Source organism: Paenibacillus lactis (genome assembly GCF_017873605.1).
GTDB classification, from domain to species: Bacteria; Bacillota; Bacilli; order Paenibacillales; family Paenibacillaceae; genus Paenibacillus_AQ; species Paenibacillus_AQ lactis.
The window spans coordinates 51,165-68,791 of the sequence record NZ_JAGGKI010000018.1; the positions used below are offsets into that span (position 1 = coordinate 51,165).

Consider the following 17,627-nt stretch of genomic DNA (forward strand, 5'->3'; position numbering starts at 1 on the left):
CGTTTAACGCCCCTTTTCTCCGTTAGGATGGGTGGAACTCATGATGTTATTTGAAGCATGATCGACTTGGTCAATCATGTTGTCGCCCAATCTTGTGATGTCCTGCGTGTGGAGGAAGGAAGGCCTGTTCTTCATTTTCCACAGTGGTCCTCGCGTCAGCAAATCGCGCATGCCCTGAACGTTGCCCGGAACGAAAGGGCTCAAGTAAGGAACGCCAAACGATTTGAGCGACAGCAGGTGATTCGTAATGAGAATAAGCCCGACCATAACGCCATAGAGACCGAACACGCCGGCCAAAATGATTAATGGGAACCGCAGAATCCGGAGTGCGAGCGCTGCATTGTATGCGGGTGTAGCGAATGACCCGATGGTTGTCAGAGCAATGATGACGACGGTGATCGGGCTTGAGAAGCCTGCAGCAACCGCAGCCTGTCCAATGACGAGCACCCCAACGATCGATAAGGCACCGCCAACCTGCTGTGGCAGACGAATCGTCGCTTCACGCAAAACCTCCATGGAAATTTCGATGACCAACACTTCAATGACCGCTGGAAAAGGTACACCTGCTCGTCCGCCCGCTACCGCAACGGCAAATTCGGTAGGGATCAATTCCGGATTGAATGAAATGATCGCTACATATAGCGAAGGGAAGACTAATGAGAAGATAAGGGCAACGAGCCTGGACATCCGGATCGCGCTCATCAAGACATACCGTTCGGTATAGTCTTCGACGGTCTGGTAGAACTGGCTAAAGACGGTCGGTACGATGAGAGCCATCGGTGATCCATCCACCATAATAGCTACTCTTCCTTCGAGCAGATTGGCTACGACTTTATCCGGCCGCTCCGTATATTGAATCTGGGGAAACGGCGACCAGTGGTTGTCTTCAATAAATTGCTCCAAGTAGCCGGCATCGAGCACGGCATCAATATCGATGGTGGATAGGCGTTTATTTACTTCTTGAACAATGCCCGGATTGGTGATGCCCTCCATGTAACAGACGGCAACCTTGGATTTGGTCTTCGTTCCGATCTGCATGGATTTCACCCGGAAATCCGGCGTCTGCAGACGGTATCGAAGAAGGGAGATATTCGTTCCCAAGGATTCAATGAAGCCTTCCCGGGCCCCTCGAATGACTTGTTCCGTGGCTGGCTGTTCGATCGATCTCTGGGAAATCTTACGGGTTTCGATGACGATTGCCTCGTTCAGCCCATCGATGACGACGACGGATTGCCCGCGCAGCAGACTGTCAATTAGTATTGAAATATTTCGTTCGGCGAATCCTTCGCTATGATAAAGCGTATCCTCTAATAATGTATCCCTCAGCGCATGAAGCGGGATGCTCTCCACATCGATATGGGGGGGACCGTACTTGAGCGGCTTCAATATTGTATTATTGATCACGACATGGTCCGTAATATCGGTGAAATAAAACAGGACCGCACCATGCTGTCCGAATATCTGGAAGGAATGGACGATAAAATCGTCGCTGCCCCCGAGGAGATCCTTGATGCTTGACGTCGTTTCCTCTAGACTTTCGGAGATGTTCCGACCCTCTACCTGCTTTGTCACCGGTTTGTCAGCGGATTTACCCTTTCTTGACCGGTTGGACCCCTGCCATTTGGAAAAAGACATGGATGTTCACACCTTTCCCGATTTAACGGTGCTCATAGCAATTGAATATTTTGACTCAGTATTTCCACTGTTTGTAATTTTTATCAATTGTGGTAGTGAACCCATCGAGAGCGGGTTGAATCACTTAACCTTAGATGACACATATGGGATTCTTGTATATAACGATGCCCAAGACGCTCCTCATCGGTAGAGATGAGCGGAGGAGCTGCGGCAGACATGTCGAATGTTTATATGGAAGGGGAGGCTGCACCCGATCACGGAATAATAAAAAATGAAACATACAAATTACCGTACTCAACATGGAGACGGTCATGGAGGTTACGATTATGAAGACACTGGATTCATTAACGTCATATCAAGTATTGCAGCATCGAAGACTGAAGGATATCCAGTCGGATGGAGCCTTGCTTGAGCACAAGCGCAGCGGGGCCAGAATCATTCTGCTCTCGAATGACGATGAGAATAAAGTATTTACGATCGGATTTCGGACGCCGCCGGTTGACAATACGGGGCTAACGCATATTTTGGAGCATGCCGTTCTTTGCGGGTCACGCAAGTTTCCTGCCAAGGATTCTTTTGTAGAACTGGCTAAGGGCTCCTTGAACACCTTTCTGAATGCGATGACCTTCGCGGATAAAACGATTTATCCGGTAGCGAGCCGAAATGATCAAGACTTCCAGAACCTGATGGATGTTTACATGGATGCGGTTCTTCATCCCAATATTCACCATCAAGAAGAAATATTTCTTCAGGAGGGCTGGAATTACAATCTGGAAGCGGTGGATGCGGAGCTTAAATATAACGGTGTCGTGTACAACGAAATGAAGGGCGCCTTTTCCGCGCCTGAACGGGTCGTATACCGGTCCGTGTTGAACACGCTGTTTCCGGATACGATCTACTCCTATGAATCCGGCGGACATCCGGACGATATTCCTAACCTGCAATACCAGGAGCTGCTGGCGTATCACTCGAAATATTACCATCCTTCCAACAGCTACATTTATTTATATGGAAACATGGATATGGAGGGAAAGCTAAAGTGGCTTGACGAGGCGTATCTTGCTCATTATGACCGTGCTGACGCAGCTTCGGACATCGCGCTTCAAGCTCCGTTTCATCAACGGGCAGAAGCCGTGAGGACGTACCCGATCGGAAGCGGAGAATCGGAGGAGAATCGCTCTTATTTGACGTATAATGCGGTGATTGGAACGAGCCTGGATCCTGAGCTGACGATCGCTTTTCAAATATTGCATTATGCGCTGCTGGGATCGCAAGGCGCCCCGCTTCGACAATCCATCCTGGACCAAGGGATTGCGAAGGAAGTGTATGGAACCTATCAGAGCCGAGTCTATCAGCCGTTCTTCAGCATCGTTGCGAAGGGGAGCAATCAGAGGGATCGGGATCAATTCGTCGATACGATTACGAATGTATTGAATGACCTGGTAAGCAATGGTATCGACAGGGATTCACTGCTTGCCGGCATCAGCCTATACGAATTTCAATACCGCGAAGCCGATTTCGGCCGTTACCCGAAGGGCTTAAGTTATGCGCTGCAAGCGCTCGGGAGCTGGCTTTATGATGATAACGCTCCATTTGTACATTTGGAAAATCATCATATCTTTAACCGGCTCAGAGAAAACATGGATAAACGGTATTTCGAGGGGCTGATTGAGCGGTATTTGATCCGAAATACGCATGCATCCATTGTCTCTGTCGTTCCGGAAAGCGGGCTGAGCATCAAAAAAGAGCAGAAGCTCAGAGCTCGTCTTCAAACTTACCGGGATCAGTTGAACCCGGATGAGCTGCAGCAGCTCGTCGATCGCACCAAGGCTCTTAAGGCATACCAGAATGAACCTTCGACGAAGGAGCAGTCGGCAACGATCCCCTTGCTTTCGCGGGAGGATTTGGATCCGAAATCGCCAAAGCTCGGCCTGGAGCTTGATCGATTGGACGATACCACGATCTTATATCACCCACTGTTCACAAACGGAATCGGTTATTTGCGGTTATGCTTTGATCTGTCGAACGTTCCACAGGAATTACTTGCCTATGCCGGCGTATTGGAGGGGGTAATCGGATCCGTCGACACAGAGCGCTTCAGCTACCATCAACTGGCCAATCGGATTAATATTCATACAGGCGGGATCCACACGAGCATCGACGCATACGGCAGTACAAAGCAGGTTAATGGCTATAAAGCCGTATTTGAATTTCAAGCGAAGGTGCTGTACAGTCAGCTGAGCTCCGCGTTCGAATTGATCCAGGAAATGATCCTGTCCTCGAAATTCGACGATACCAAACGGCTGTATGAGTTGATCGCACAGCTCAAATCCAGCGAACAGCGGAAGCTGATTTCATCGGGTCATTTGGCGGCAAGGGAGCGGGCGTTGTCCTATCATTCCGCCGTGTACAGTTTCCGCGATAGGGTGGGCGGGATTTCGCACTACCGGCTGCTGGAGCATTTGGAGAGCCATTTTGACGAGGAGAAGGAGGGGCTTATTCATCGGTTGAAGGAGCTGGCCGGCTGTATCTTCAGACCTGAAAATCTGCTGGTAAGCTATACGGCAGAGCAAGAAGGCATAGCAAGGGTAAAGCCCCTGGCGGCTGCGTTTAAAGGGAAGCTGTTTCATCACCCGGTGCAGCGGGATACGGTGATTTTCACGCCGGAGTTTCGCAATGAAGGCTTCAAGACATCGTCCGAGGTCCAATATGCAGCCCAGACAGGCAACTTTATCGATAAGGGATATCAATATTCCGGATCTTTGCGCGTACTGAAAATGATTCTATCCTATGATTATTTATGGAACCAGATCCGGGTAAAGGGCGGAGCTTATGGCTGCATGACCGGATTCCAGCGGGACGGTAACAGCTATATGGTATCCTACCGGGATCCGAACCTTGCTCGAACATATGAGGTTTATGCGCAAATCCCCGATTATTTACGCAGCTTTAAGGCGAGTGACCAGGAGATGACACGTTATATCATCGGTGCGATCCGGGAACTAGAGCCTGCGAACAGCCCGGCAGCTGCTTCTGCGAACGCGCTGGCCTCGTATCTTTCCGAGTTTGATGATGATGATTTGCAGAGAGAAAGGGACGAGGTGCTGAATACAACGGCGGAAGACGTTGCGGGTCTTGCTCCGCTTGTTGAATCGGTTCTCGAACTGGGGAGTAAGTGCACGGTTGGGAATGAAGACAGCGTAGAAGCCCAGAGGCAGCTTTTCCACCAAGTTCTTCCTTTGTTTGAGAAGTAATTAGGGGGGCAATGCTTTGCGGGTCTAAACGCTCTACACCTTATCACATGCCGTCGATCAACCACAGGTTGAGATGTCTATCGATCATATATATCGATCAAAAGTCGCCAAAAATCGGCGGCTTTTGTGATTTTATGTGATAAGTTCTTGTCCCTAGCATGAAATCGTTTATAATTATCAGATAGTAGTAGATATTTTAATCTATAAATATTTATAATAGACTAGAATGATATGGTGATCATTACATCGGAACTGGTTCTTTGTTGAGGTGACGTTTTGCTTAGATTTTATAAGCGGCGGCGCCTACTCTTTTTTTGCAAATATAGTGGATAAGGAAGGATATCATGAGCAGCATTCAGAAAAAAACAGACGTCATCTTAATTGGTGCCGGAATCATGAGCGCGACATTGGGAGCATTACTGAAAGAGCTGGCGCCGGAGTGGGAAATCAGCGTATTTGAGAAACTGGCAAGTCCAGGGGAAGAGAGCTCCAACGAATGGAATAATGCAGGCACGGGACATGCTGCGTTGTGCGAGCTTAACTATACATCCGAAAAACCTGATGGATCTATAGATATCAGCAAAGCGATTAAAATTAATGAGCAGTTTCAGCTTTCACGTCAGTTCTGGTCTTATCTGGTTAGCAGCAATCTGATCCGCAATCCGCAGGACTTTATTATGCCTATTCCTCATATGAGTTTGGTGCAAGGGGAGAGCAATGTTAGCTTTTTAAAGAAACGTTTTGAAGCGCTGTCAAACAATCCATTGTTTCAAGGAATGGAATACTCCGAAGATCCGAAGAAACTGAAGGAATGGATTCCGCTGATCATGGAAGGACGGACTTCCAGCGAACCGATGGCGGCCACCAAAATTGATTCCGGAACGGACGTTAACTTTGGCGCTTTAACGCGCATGCTGTTCGACCATTTGAAGAGTCACAACGTTGAGGTTCACTACAAGCATATGGTGAAGGATATTAAACGAACCAGCGACGGTTCTTGGAAACTTAAAGTTCGTAATATCGACACCGGTTCAGTAGAGGAGCATACGGCGAAATTTGTCTTCATCGGCGGAGGCGGAGGCAGTCTGCCTTTACTGCAGATGACGGGCATTCCCGAATCCAAGCATATCGGCGGTTTCCCGGTAAGCGGCCTATTCATGGTATGCAACAATCCGGAGGTTGTCGCGCAGCATCATGCCAAGGTATATGGGAAAGCCAAGGTTGGCGCTCCTCCAATGTCGGTTCCGCATCTGGATACAAGATACATCGACAATAAGAAAACCCTGCTGTTTGGACCTTTTGCCGGCTTCTCGCCGAAGTTCCTGAAGACGGGCTCCAATCTTGACCTGATCCGTTCCGTTAAACCGAACAATCTGCTCACAATGCTGGCAGCCGGCGTTAAAGAGATGGCGCTGACGAAATACCTGATCCAGCAAGTGCTGCTATCCAATGAAAAACGAATGGAGGAGTTGCGGGAGTTCATCCCGAACGCCAAGAGCGAGGATTGGGAAATTGTCGTAGCAGGTCAGCGGGTACAGGTTATCAAGGATACGGACGCCGGCAAAGGCACGCTCCAATTCGGTACGGAAGTCATTAGCGCTTCTGACGGCTCGATCGCTGCATTGCTCGGCGCTTCGCCAGGTGCTTCCACGGCCGTTCACGTTATGCTGGAAGTGCTGCAGAAGTGCTTCCCTCAGCATATGAAGGAGTGGGAGCCGAAGATTAAAGAAATGATTCCTTCTTACGGTGTATCCCTCGTGGATCAGCCTGAGCTGCTGCAAGAAATTCATCACTCCACTGCGAAGACGCTTGGTCTAAGCGAAAAAGAACTCGTCCATAGTTAATTCTTTAATTATATTGATGAGATCGATCTCTCAATTTTCATTGATGATCGGTTCACAGAAGAACCTTAATCCGTCTTTGGATTGAGGTTCTTTTTTTGTATTGTGCTTGATGAGATGACTAGATGTGAGCAAAATCCGAACAATAGGCGGATGGGTTTGATCGTTGGCTGGACTTCAAGGTAGTATATTCCTGAAGGCTTGAGGAGCGATGAGAGGAGCAAGATGATTTTGGTACAGGTACAAGAACACGGATTGGGTCTGGAACGGCTTAAGCTTGAGGCCGCCCATTTTATACAAGCATGTTACACTGAATTACATAAACCGGAAGCTGAATTGAATCAACGCCTGGCTGAAGTACAAACGCAAATCATGGAGTCGGGTACATACGAGCATACCTATGAGGAGTTAACCCATGGCTGCCGCATGGCTTGGAGAAACAGCAATCGCTGCATTGGCCGCTTGTTTTGGGAAGGACTTACCGTGTTTGATGCCCGTCATGTCACTACCGATGAGGAGATGGCGGATGCTTTGTTCAAGCATATAGCATACGCTACGAATGGCGGCCAAATCCGTCCTGCAATAACCGTTTTTAGACCGGCAGATCCTCTGAAGCATAAATCCGATGCGCGAATATGGAATCGTCAGCTTATACGATATGCTGGCTATGAGACGGATGATGGGATGGTTGGGGACCCGGATTCGCTTGCGTTGACATCGTTATGTCATTCGCTCGGCTGGGAGGGAAAGAAAACGCCATTCGATGTGTTGCCGCTGGTGATAAGCGCACAAGGAAAGGAACCCCGTTGGTTTGATATCCCCAAGGAGCTTGTGCTCGAGGTGCCGATTGAACACCCGGAATACCCGCAGTTGCAGGAGCTCGGCATTCGGTGGTACGGAGTGCCGATTGTGTCCGACATGCGGCTTGAAATTGGTGGTATTTCTTATACGGCGGCTCCTTTCAACGGTTGGTACATGGGAACGGAGATTGGCGCTCGCAACTTGGCGGATGAGCAGAGGTATAACCTGCTGCCGGCACTATCCGAGATCATGGGGCTGCCTGCAACGCATGAATCTACGCTATGGCGCGATCGTGCGCTTGTTGAATTGAATGTGGCTGTTTTGTACTCTTATAAGAAGAATGGGGTTACGATTGTAGATCATCATACAGCTGCCAAGCAATTTAAACGCTTCGAGTCAAATGAGGATAAGAGAGGCTGTCCGGTAACAGGGGACTGGACGTGGCTTATTCCGCCGCTGTCGCCCGCCACGACACATATCTTTCATCGTTCATATGACAATCGGATCGTGACGCCTAATTTTTTCTATAGAGATTCGGATTCAAGCTCGAATGAAACAATGCTTTAGTAAATATGGCGTGATAAACTCTAGATTAAGGGACAGTTGCATAGCGTACCGGCAATCGGCAGCGTTTAAACGTTTATAAGTAAGGATTGTTATAAATTTCACATAATGAGTCGATAAATTAAGTAGGGGGAAATCATGACAGAGGCTTACATATCGCCAAGCAGCACATGCACGGAGAAGTGTCGCACCCTGGTGTGTTTTTTTGCCGGTATCCTGACATATCGGAATAACTTTGAAGACGCAGCCAATGAGATTGCGAAAAGATTTCGTCATGCTAAAATTGTGATGATTTTCCCCTATGGTTTGGCCAACGGCAAGCAAGGTTCGGCTTTAATCCGTCTGTTGACCCGTCAATTGAGTCAAGCAGGCTATGACTTGGTTCGTGATCAATCGCGCCGAGTTAAGGAAGCATCACACATCATACGGGCGCATGCAGCCGATGTGGAACGGTTGATTCTGATCGGTCACAGCGCCGGCGGCGTGATCGCATACCGGACTGGGCTTGAGTTGCAAGAACACTACGGAGATCAGCAGATTCGAGTGTTTGCTGTGGGCTGCCCGAAATTTTATTTGAAGAACATTCCATATAATGAGAACTTTACATATATAACAGGCCAAAATCGAGACAGAATCACGCAAATCGGCAGCTGGCGCAAACCAGGATCCAGAATATATAACGGTAAGCCTGGACGCGAAATTCAAATGGACTTTAATCCGGATCATCAAGGCTGGCGGTTTCACGCATCATATTTCTTAAAGTCGTCTTGGGCCGACGCTAATGAAACGTTCCGAACGAACTCCGAGGAACTGATTGCCAAGATTTATGAATTATGTCCGGATGGTTGAGTAAGAAAGAGGTATGAAAGTAAGAATGAACATGGATGAGTCATGGCTGATGGATTGACTGTGAAATGACTAAAAAACGCTCAGGGCGTTTTTAAACTGACATCTGTTTCACAAAACTCGTATTTTGTACATATGTCACTTCAAGAAGCTTCAATTTGATTGCGATTATCCTGAAACATATCGATTTCATAGTCAGTAAAGTCTCTTTGTTGATCAGAAAACAACACGGTGAACCCGATCATCTTATCCTGATATCCTAATGGAGTGCAGCAATATGATTTAAATCCGTCTTCCAACATTGCTTTCTTATGATTTAATGTAACGAGGTCTTCACTGCGATAAATATCATCTACAATTAATACGTTTCTGATGTATACCGGTACTTCCGATCCACCTAGAATATCTAGTTTCACATCAAGTCCATGAGAATATTCTTTATAACTTCCCGGCATACTCGGTCCAGCACCAAGCCATAATCTTTTTTCATTTTCTTCATATAAATATACAACACATAACATACCGTTTGATTTTTCTTCCATAGCCAGACAATATTGATTTAGATACATTCTAGTTTCAAGAGAAAGTTTTTCTTGCATCCCTATTAAATCTGCATGGTAGAGTTTTTCAAACAAGTTGGATAAATCAGTTTGTCCTTTATTCATTGGATGAATTTGTGCCAGTATTTTTTTTATTTCTTTGCTCAGCTTATAATGCTTCATGGATTCGATTATTTCTTCCATCTTTTTTATTTACACCTCGAATTCAAGCAATCTCAAGTTCTTGGTAACCCTTTCTTGATTTTAGAACTACTCCGTTCTTGAACAACCATTTCAAGTAGATCATGAACGATTTGAAGATCATCCTCCGTTAATGGTATGCCATCCCAATGAAGCTTGGAATTCTTGAGAATCACTTTCGCATTCATATCTTTATCTTGGGGGGGATGAGGAATATTTGTTGCACCGATTATATAGTCAACGGATGTGTCAAACAGTATGGATAGCTTATGCAACACCTCGATCGGTGGCTGCCGATGATTTAGTTCATAACAGGCATAAGTGCTTTTAGCTACACCGATTGAGTCTGCAACCTCCTGCATAGTCATCTTTCTATTCTTTCGTAGTGTTTTTAACATAGAGACTCAAAGGACCCTCCTCTGGTAAAGTTATTGGTTGTATACAAAATCCAAAATTTTATGTTCAGAATTCCGTAAATCATAAAAATTCCCATTAGCCTCTACTAAAGGATTAATAAGGTCATCTGAATGAAGCATAACGATTCGAGCTACTTGACCATCTGTCAAAATCACATGATCGCCGACCATTCTGATCATCATGTTCATTATGAAACAATGGACAACCATAGAGTCAAATAATTTATAACCACGATTATAGATTTCCTCAAACACTTGATACAAAGGTATGGGTTTCTTGTATGTTCGTTCGGAGATCATGGTATGAAACACATCAGCTACCGCTACAATCTTGCTGTAAAGTGTAATCTTCACCCCCGCAATCCTAAACGGATATCCGCTGCCATCTTCTCTTTCATGATGCTGAAGGGCAACTAGGGCTTGTTGTTCCGTCATTTCTGAAATATTCCGAATCATTTCATACCCGAAATGAGTATGAAGTTTCATCTCGGCATACTCATCGGCACTAAGGCTACTTGTTTTATTTAAGATCGAGTCAGAGATTTTGATCTTTCCAAGATCATGCAATAAACCAGCAATTGCGAGATTTTGTAGTTCTTCATCCTTTAAACCTAACCATTTACCGATTAAATATGAGATGAGGGAAACACCTATACAATGACGATAGGTATAATTATCCTTCTTACTTAGCTCCAATATAACATTCGATAGGTTGTTGATACATAATTGTTGGATCTTCGGAATTATTGCTTCTTGTATATCTTGATTGGAAAGCTGTTCGGATTGGTAACGAATCTTCTCGAAGATCGCTTGAACTTCTAAAACCGCTTCTTTTGTTAGGATTTCCGTAACATATTGGGGATCTTCTTTCCATAAATCGATACCGTGCTGATGCAAGAGATTAATATGGTGATGGTCCAAAATACAGTTCTGTGAAAGAAGCAAGCTGCCTTGCCTCGAATAGATGTTTCTTTTTAACCTTCTCCCGATGAACTGATCAATATGAATCACCCGCCTTCCAATTATGTCGTTTAAAGCTGTTGCGGTCAAACGTTTTACCCTCAATTGGGTCAAAGATGTCCATACTATATCGATCAACGGTGACCCGTCCTTCAAACATTTTCCTAATTATAATCTTATTCCCTGCCTTAAGACTGGTTGCAACGCCAGTAATCCCACCTACATACATGGCAGATATGGTATCACCTGCTTCAAGTTTTGAGCCTCGACATACAGCGTTGTCCAACAGGAAAATGATATTCCCTGCTGAATAGAGATCACATTGAATAACTCCTTCTTTTCGAATCAGGATATCTCCATTGGACTTTAATGTTGAGTTCTGTCCTTGGTTAACATTAATCTGCACATGGGATTCCTGACTTAAGGCAACTCTCATGAATGCTTCTTTTAAAATCCGAACAAAATCTTCCATACGAGGTGCTGTCATAACTTCAACAATTTTGGGGGGCTGTAAGAATAACTCCAAGTAATATTTTAATTGCTGTAGATTATCTATATTATAAGTCTGTAAACTTGAAACAACTTCAAGCAGTTCCTTTACGAGATCCCGGACTTGCTGGAATTTACTCTCTGTAATTAACAACAACACTTGTCCGTACCGCACCTGCTTGTTTTTTTTACTGATTTCATATATCAATATCCTTACGTTTTCCATCATTATTTCTAGAATTTCTATCAACTGTTTAGAGCTATTATAGAGCCTGTTGTAGAACATACCAAAATACCCGGAATATAAATGACTTCCAATGAAGCTCCCCTTCACTGCAATACTGCCGGTAGCTGTTAATGTCGAGTTGAAAACACTGCCAGACACATAAATGTTACCGAGGGATTCAATAATCATGTTATCCATAACATCGCCATGAACGATCACATCACCAGCAAACACGATATTACCTGTTTGTAAATCAACATTACCGGGTACTATATAAGCGGTGTTGATATCAAAATATTTAATATGATTACCTGTGACTCGAGGTCTCCCCTCTTTCCGAGCGATGACGATGAAATCTGATGTGATTTCTACATTATCCTTACCAGTAATGCGAATCTCCTTGACTGGATCGGGAAGCAGCACATTGCCAAATACATCATACCCTGTCAGTCCTTCAACTACCGGTGTCTTCTTAGCAATGACATCACCGCTCTTAACAGAGGGAATGTTCATATGATTTTTATAATCCATTACTCCTCGTACCTCGTTAAAGATGTTTTCAATATTTTCAGAGAAGAACAGTTCCAGTAGTGCATCCTCACCTTGAACGGGTGCCTTACCTCTTCCGATTATTATTGGTTTAAAAGAAGGTTGCAGGATTTCGGCCTGAATCGCTGCTACATCAAGATTCATTTTAATGTTCATATTTTCAACTATCGTAAGAATATCCTGTAGGTTTACAATTTCTAAAATAATATTTAAATCTTCCTCTGCAGTGAGTGTTACATTCAATGAGGGAGTCTTCTGTTCTAACAACCACGCACACCTCTGTATGCGATTTATGGTCAAATAGGCTTCTAATTTATCTTCTGAGACCGATACCTCAAATAGAGAATTCTCTTCAATCTTCCACTCTACCACACTCTCAGAAGAAACCTTCGTTTCCTTTCTGATCTCTTGGCCATCCACCAACAGTTTAACAGGCGAGTTTGCTTTAATAGTCGGGAATTGGCCACCATTGGTTGGGTTTCCTACGATGATTTTCCCATGTTCCACCTTAATATACCCATCTGAGACCTCATAATCAGTGTTCATACTATGGGAAACTGATGGGGATGCTCCTGTCCCTTCCATTTCCTGAGAACGAGAAACTTGGTCTAGTTTTTTTAATAGCTTTAATATCTCCTGTTCATTGAAAGAATCTGACATAGGGTAACACCTCCCTTGCAAGATTGACATATGTTTAATGAGTGTAATTGAGCGATGAGCTATTAGAAGTGTTAGAAGTTTGTGCATTATGTATTAAATTTTTAGCTTTATTATATTTGCGAATCGCAAACATTTCAATAATTCTACACAATTTGACATAAAAATCTTTTTGGAATAAAAGGCGAGTATGAGCTTTGAGTTTGTTCTGATTGTTTCGACTACATACCCTTGACGTTATCCTTCACTTAAATCATCGCAAAGCGAACCTGACGGACAATCCCGACTTCGCACAGTTCCTAGAATGCAACTAACTTTCGTCATCATTAAGTTGATGATTGCAGCCGCAACAATAACGTTCAGATATACTGCATCTCCTACCCGTCCATTTGCGGAGCCTGCTTTGCGTTTCGGATCAGAATCCCTTCCGAGGGCAAATGGAACCTCTGTTGACAAGCGGCCTTCTGGTTTACATGGCTGCTGGTATTGTTATCGCTGGCAGTGATCGGCCGGGAAGCCTTGATGTATGAAGCTTCGCGGCAGAACGCTTTAGGGATGGCGTTAATCTGTCCGATTCTAGTTACTTTCTTGACCTTCATCGTGTCAGGCGCCACTCAAAACATATTGATTAGCCTTTTTATCACCGTGTCGGATCTGGGTGTTGTCCATGGAAATATTGTAATGGGGAATATCGCGGTTATGACGTCTTGTTCGTTCATGTTTATGCTTTGAGCATAGCCGCGAGAATATTAAGAACACCAGATCATTTTTTATCCATTACCGGCTTCCGCTGAGCGAATTTGTCAGCGGCTCCATAAATGTCTTGTAATGTACCTCGACCTTCATTTGCGGCCATTCTTTTTGCCAATCCTTTCTTTCGATCCGACTCTGAAAAGCCCCTGAAGCGTATGATCCAATGTTTAAAGGATCCACTTTCAGCTCCTGCATTTTTTTGAAAAGCGATACGGTTTGTTTATCCATATAGGCTCCGATGTTCCGGTTAAGCTCGTCTAACTGGGCAGGGTCCAGTAAATCTTTTTTTCCGTGGTACTCCTCGATTCGGCATCGGATTTCCGTGTTAATTGTTACTCTCGTCTGTTTGCGGTCCACCTTCCAGTCGGACTTGGCGTGGACATCGCTGACGTTGACCGACAATTCTGGCAGAGAAAGATCCTGAAGGCGATGATTTTTGTACTGAAGCTGGAACATTTGTTCTTCGGTTCGGCTCAATACGGAAACCAGTTTATCTGTACGGAATAGACCGGTTCCCTCATAGGTTAAGTTATTCTGATCCGCCTGAAATACGGGCAGAACCGGATCCGCAAGCGGTGAATAGAAATTTTTCATAAATTGATGCAGATTGACGACGGTCATTTCCCCAGGGCTTCTGCTTTCATAATGCTTGAAGTTGCGATATATATAATAATCGATAAGCGGATCCTTCTTAATCTTCTTTTGCAAGTACCCCTGTAAATCTCCCCGATATACGGCCAAATAAAGGCGCATGGACAATTTGGGATCCGCTAGTATGGTGTCGATAATGGGCTGCATCCCTTGCCTTGCAAACTCCTCGCTGATGAACAGGACCCGTTTCTGGCCGGTCTTCAGCTCCCGATGATAGCTTCGGTTAAATTCTTTTTTACCCTCCTTTAGAAGATCGGTATGAAGTGTTATCATCTTTTTCTCTTCTTTGCCTAGAGGAGGCACCAGAAGGCTTATTTCCAGCATGCCGTCCTGACCCTGATCGATGGTCCAGAGAATGATAGGTGCGATTTCTTCAATAATATTGTAATCCCGGCTTGAGCATCCTGGAGTTGCAAATAGAATACCCGCCATAGCCCATAATGTGGCTTTCGTTCTCCAACTCATGTTAGGCACGCCCCTTTATTCTTACAGCGGCTACCATAAAGACGGGTACCGCCAAGAAGGATACCGCAGCGAAACAGGCCTGAAGCACCGGCCAGAAATGTCCCTGTGTACCGGATTTCCAGAACCAGTGGTAGACGATGAGCATGCATAGAAACAGTACCATGAAACTCGCAATGAAGCCGGATCTGCTGGCTGGTTTCTTGGCTTTCCCCGCAATGATCCGGAGAGAGCCGTAGAACAGCAGAATGAGCATAGCAATGGCAAACACATAGTGGAAAAAATGGATACAAATCATCATGATATCCAGACGTTCGAAGATCGGCGATTGCAAATAGCGAACCATGTTGATGACCGGGTAGCTGCTTTTTCTCAAATATTCCTGCCCAAAATACAACGTCGACGCGATAAACAGTGCCAGATATTCCACAATCGTCAATGCGTTCCCGATCGCCATCGGCTTAAGCAGCTTGTCCCGGGGGCTGAACCAGGCACCGATGCATATGAGGTATTCAGGTCCAGACAGCGATGCCCAGATCAGCAGCATGCCCTTCCAAATCCCTTCGTCTCGTTCTATCGGAATGATCGGGTACAGATCAGGTATCGAGGCGATAGGAGGCAAGAAGAAAGGAATGTACAGCACTATCAACCAGAACGAGCATAAATAGACAATGAAGATGAAACGAATCGTCTTCTCCATGCCTTTCACGGCCAGATAGCAGCCAACAGCAAATAGGCAAGCAAGCAGCCATTCCCTCTGGAAGGACGGCAGCACGAATTGATGTATGATTTCGGTATAGCCAAGCGTAGTCACCGTAATCTTGACAAAGATGAACAGCATTCCGATGAAGGAGAACAAACGAACCTTCCTTTCGCCGAAAAGCTCGACGAATTATTGCGGAGACAGCCAGAAATCATCATATTACGCAATTAATCATCGGACAATCCGGGCAAACGCGATGGCAGGAAATTACGCAGGGTTCCTTCGTTAATGAACTACTGAATCGGATAGGTGAAACGGATCTTCACATTGTGGCGGTCCAGAGGATGGCACATCACATGACCGAGACCCATGAACGGGGAAGACGAGTCACGGTTATCAGAAATGGTGAACATTATAGGCTCAGCAATGGGGAGTCTGAAGGCGAAACTGTAGCTGAGGGTCTTTTTTTCAAGGAATTGAATACCGATTTCGATACGGGTTTACTTAAAATAATGACAAATAGTGAATTCAGGTATTTGAAGATAAGCAATGGAAAAGTGTTAGACCCTTCTTCTTTCCAGTCCAAATAGCGCATGATCAATATTACACGGGAGTGACACATGTGAGAAAACAGTTTATACTCATCGAAATAAATATCCCTATTACGGAGAATGACCATGATCGAAAACGATGACCATACCAGACGTCGCTCCGCCCTTTACAAAATCGATTCATTCGTAAACAAGTTGAAGAATAATATGAGTCCTCCCCAGCTCATCATGGTAGTGTTTTTTGTGCTGATCTGGACGGGTACCTTGTTGCTTACACTCCCTCTATCTTCTACAAACGGAAAATCTGTAGGTTTATTGAATGCTTTGTTTACCGCCACCTCGGCTATATGTGTGAATGGCCTTGTGGTTGTAGATACCGGGAGTGTTTATTCGACCTTTGGGCAAGTCATCATTATGATCTTGATCCAGATTGGCGGACTCGGATTTATGACTTTCGGTGTTATGGTAGCCATAGTACTGGGGAAAAGAATAGGTCTCAAGCAACGTCTTGTCATTCAGCAAACAACCCACTCGACATCAGCTCAAGGTTTAGTCAAGCTATCGCTGTATATGGTGCTTATAGCGTTCGCATTTGAGGCGTTGGCTACGGTCATTCTTACGATTCGATGGCATTACGAATGGGGTTGGGGTCAGGCAGCCTATTATGCGCTTTTTCATTCCGTTTCCGCCTTCAATAATGCGGGATTTGCTTTGTGGTCTGACAGTCTTTCACCTTTTGTCGGCGATCCAATCGTTAATATTACCATTGTTATGCTCTTTATCATCGGCGGACTCGGCTATATTGTTGTCGTGGATCTATTCCGCAAACGTTCATGGAAGAGACTGTCTCTCCACTCCAAGGTTGTTCTTCTGGGCACAGGCATTCTCTCAGGAATCGGTTTTCTAACTATACTATTGTTGGAAAGTTGGAATCCGTCCACCTTTGGTCAGCTTAGCGGAGGCGAGCGTGTGTTGGCCGCTTTCTTCCAAGGTACGACACCTCGAAGTTCTGGATTCAACACAATTGACATCAGCAGTATGCTAGCCGCTTCCCAGTTCCTTATGATTATTCTGATGTTTATCGGAGCTGCCTCTGGAGGTACAGGAGGTGGAATCAAAATCAATACACTGATTGTACTCATCTTGGCAACGATCCAAACGTTTCGCGGCGGTGGGCAAATTCACGCATTCAAGCGCAAAATAGGCGAAGAAACGGTTATGCGTGCCCTAGCTGTTGTCATGAGTTCATTGGTTGTTGTACTTTGCGTCTCCCTTCTGCTCACGATCACGGAGGGAATGCTGGAGGAACATTTTCTGGAGGTGCTGTTTGAAGCCACATCAGCATTCAGTACAACCGGGTTGTCGATGGGGCTGACGAGTGAACTATCTCCCCCCGGTAAGGTCATTGTGATTGTTACGATGTTTGCCGGACGCTTGGGTCCGTTAACGCTCGCTTTTGCGCTGGCTCAGAAAAAGCGTTTATCTAAAATAGGTTATGCGGAAGATCATATTTTGATTGGATAAACAAG

13 protein-coding genes are annotated in these 17,627 nt (G+C 45.2%); 5 read left to right on the forward strand and 8 right to left on the reverse strand.

Annotated features, from left to right (window positions below):
* Positions 1–3: 3 nt before the first annotated feature.
* Positions 4–1,635 carry a spore germination protein gene (locus J2Z18_RS24510; protein ID WP_210095497.1) on the reverse strand — a complete coding sequence of 544 codons (1,632 nt, stop codon included), beginning with the start codon at positions 1,633–1,635 and terminating at the stop codon, positions 4–6.
* Positions 1,636–1,961: 326 nt separating this feature from the next.
* On the opposite strand from J2Z18_RS24510, the gene J2Z18_RS24515 reads away from it, so the two are divergent.
* From J2Z18_RS24515 to J2Z18_RS24530, 4 genes are all read left to right on the forward strand, one after another.
* Positions 1,962–4,889 carry an insulinase family protein gene (locus J2Z18_RS24515; RefSeq protein ID WP_210095498.1) on the forward strand — a complete coding sequence of 976 codons (2,928 nt, stop codon included), beginning with the start codon at positions 1,962–1,964 and terminating at the stop codon, positions 4,887–4,889.
* Positions 4,890–5,233: 344 nt separating this feature from the next.
* A complete protein-coding gene (locus J2Z18_RS24520; RefSeq protein ID WP_210095499.1) occupies positions 5,234–6,733 on the forward strand; it encodes a malate:quinone oxidoreductase in 1,500 nt (499 codons plus the stop codon).
* A gap of 222 nt (positions 6,734–6,955) precedes the next feature.
* Entirely contained in the window at positions 6,956–8,098 is a 1,143-nt protein-coding gene (locus J2Z18_RS24525) for a nitric oxide synthase oxygenase (RefSeq protein WP_051425038.1), read from the forward strand.
* Between the two features lie 135 nt (positions 8,099–8,233).
* The gene (locus J2Z18_RS24530) at positions 8,234–8,944 is read left to right on the forward strand and encodes a lipase family protein (protein ID WP_028404304.1); all 711 of its coding nucleotides are present in this window, start codon (positions 8,234–8,236) and stop codon (positions 8,942–8,944) included.
* A 140-nt stretch (positions 8,945–9,084) separates the two neighbouring features.
* On the opposite strand, the gene J2Z18_RS24535 is transcribed toward J2Z18_RS24530, so the two are convergent.
* From J2Z18_RS24535 to J2Z18_RS24565, 7 genes are all read right to left on the reverse strand, one after another.
* Entirely contained in the window at positions 9,085–9,684 is a 600-nt protein-coding gene (locus tag J2Z18_RS24535; protein ID WP_210095500.1) for a GAF domain-containing protein, read from the reverse strand.
* A gap of 32 nt (positions 9,685–9,716) precedes the next feature.
* Positions 9,717–10,079, reverse strand: a complete 363-nt coding sequence (locus J2Z18_RS24540) for a helix-turn-helix domain-containing protein (protein WP_100537093.1) — start codon at positions 10,077–10,079, stop codon at positions 9,717–9,719.
* A 30-nt stretch (positions 10,080–10,109) separates the two neighbouring features.
* The gene (locus J2Z18_RS24545; protein WP_245256185.1) at positions 10,110–11,147 is read right to left on the reverse strand and encodes an HD-GYP domain-containing protein; all 1,038 of its coding nucleotides are present in this window, start codon (positions 11,145–11,147) and stop codon (positions 10,110–10,112) included.
* The gene (locus J2Z18_RS24550) at positions 11,095–12,981 is read right to left on the reverse strand and encodes a flagellar assembly protein A (RefSeq protein ID WP_210095501.1); all 1,887 of its coding nucleotides are present in this window, start codon (positions 12,979–12,981) and stop codon (positions 11,095–11,097) included. The genes J2Z18_RS24545 and J2Z18_RS24550 overlap by 53 nt, the downstream gene beginning before the upstream one ends.
* Before the next feature lie 374 nt (positions 12,982–13,355).
* Positions 13,356–13,577, reverse strand: coding sequence for a hypothetical protein (locus tag J2Z18_RS24555; protein ID WP_210095502.1), 222 nt, complete (start codon positions 13,575–13,577; stop codon positions 13,356–13,358).
* Positions 13,578–13,755: 178 nt separating this feature from the next.
* Positions 13,756–14,847: a Ger(x)C family spore germination protein gene (locus J2Z18_RS24560; protein ID WP_210095503.1), complete on the reverse strand. Its 1,092-nt coding sequence runs from the start codon at positions 14,845–14,847 to the stop codon at positions 13,756–13,758.
* Position 14,848: 1 nt separating this feature from the next.
* Entirely contained in the window at positions 14,849–15,703 is an 855-nt protein-coding gene (locus J2Z18_RS24565) for a GerAB/ArcD/ProY family transporter (RefSeq protein ID WP_245256186.1), read from the reverse strand.
* Positions 15,704–16,224: 521 nt separating this feature from the next.
* Here J2Z18_RS24565 and J2Z18_RS24570 point away from each other — a divergent pair.
* Entirely contained in the window at positions 16,225–17,622 is a 1,398-nt protein-coding gene (locus J2Z18_RS24570) for a TrkH family potassium uptake protein (protein ID WP_100537078.1), read from the forward strand.
* Positions 17,623–17,627: the final 5 nt, after the last annotated feature.

Coding starts and splice junctions, on each gene's coding strand:
- J2Z18_RS24510 (WP_210095497.1), bottom strand. CDS start 1,635: ATGTCTTTTTCCAAATGGCAGGGGTCCAACCGGTCAAGAAAGGGTAAA.
- J2Z18_RS24515 (WP_210095498.1), top strand. CDS start 1,962: ATGAAGACACTGGATTCATTAACGTCATATCAAGTATTGCAGCATCGA.
- J2Z18_RS24520 (WP_210095499.1), top strand. CDS start 5,234: ATGAGCAGCATTCAGAAAAAAACAGACGTCATCTTAATTGGTGCCGGA.
- J2Z18_RS24525 (WP_051425038.1), top strand. CDS start 6,956: ATGATTTTGGTACAGGTACAAGAACACGGATTGGGTCTGGAACGGCTT.
- J2Z18_RS24530 (WP_028404304.1), top strand. CDS start 8,234: ATGACAGAGGCTTACATATCGCCAAGCAGCACATGCACGGAGAAGTGT.
- J2Z18_RS24535 (WP_210095500.1), bottom strand. CDS start 9,684: ATGGAAGAAATAATCGAATCCATGAAGCATTATAAGCTGAGCAAAGAA.
- J2Z18_RS24540 (WP_100537093.1), bottom strand. CDS start 10,079: ATGTTAAAAACACTACGAAAGAATAGAAAGATGACTATGCAGGAGGTT.
- J2Z18_RS24550 (WP_210095501.1), bottom strand. CDS start 12,981: ATGTCAGATTCTTTCAATGAACAGGAGATATTAAAGCTATTAAAAAAA.
- J2Z18_RS24555 (WP_210095502.1), bottom strand. CDS start 13,577: ATGAAGGTCAAGAAAGTAACTAGAATCGGACAGATTAACGCCATCCCT.
- J2Z18_RS24560 (WP_210095503.1), bottom strand. CDS start 14,847: ATGAGTTGGAGAACGAAAGCCACATTATGGGCTATGGCGGGTATTCTA.
- J2Z18_RS24570 (WP_100537078.1), top strand. CDS start 16,225: ATGATCGAAAACGATGACCATACCAGACGTCGCTCCGCCCTTTACAAA.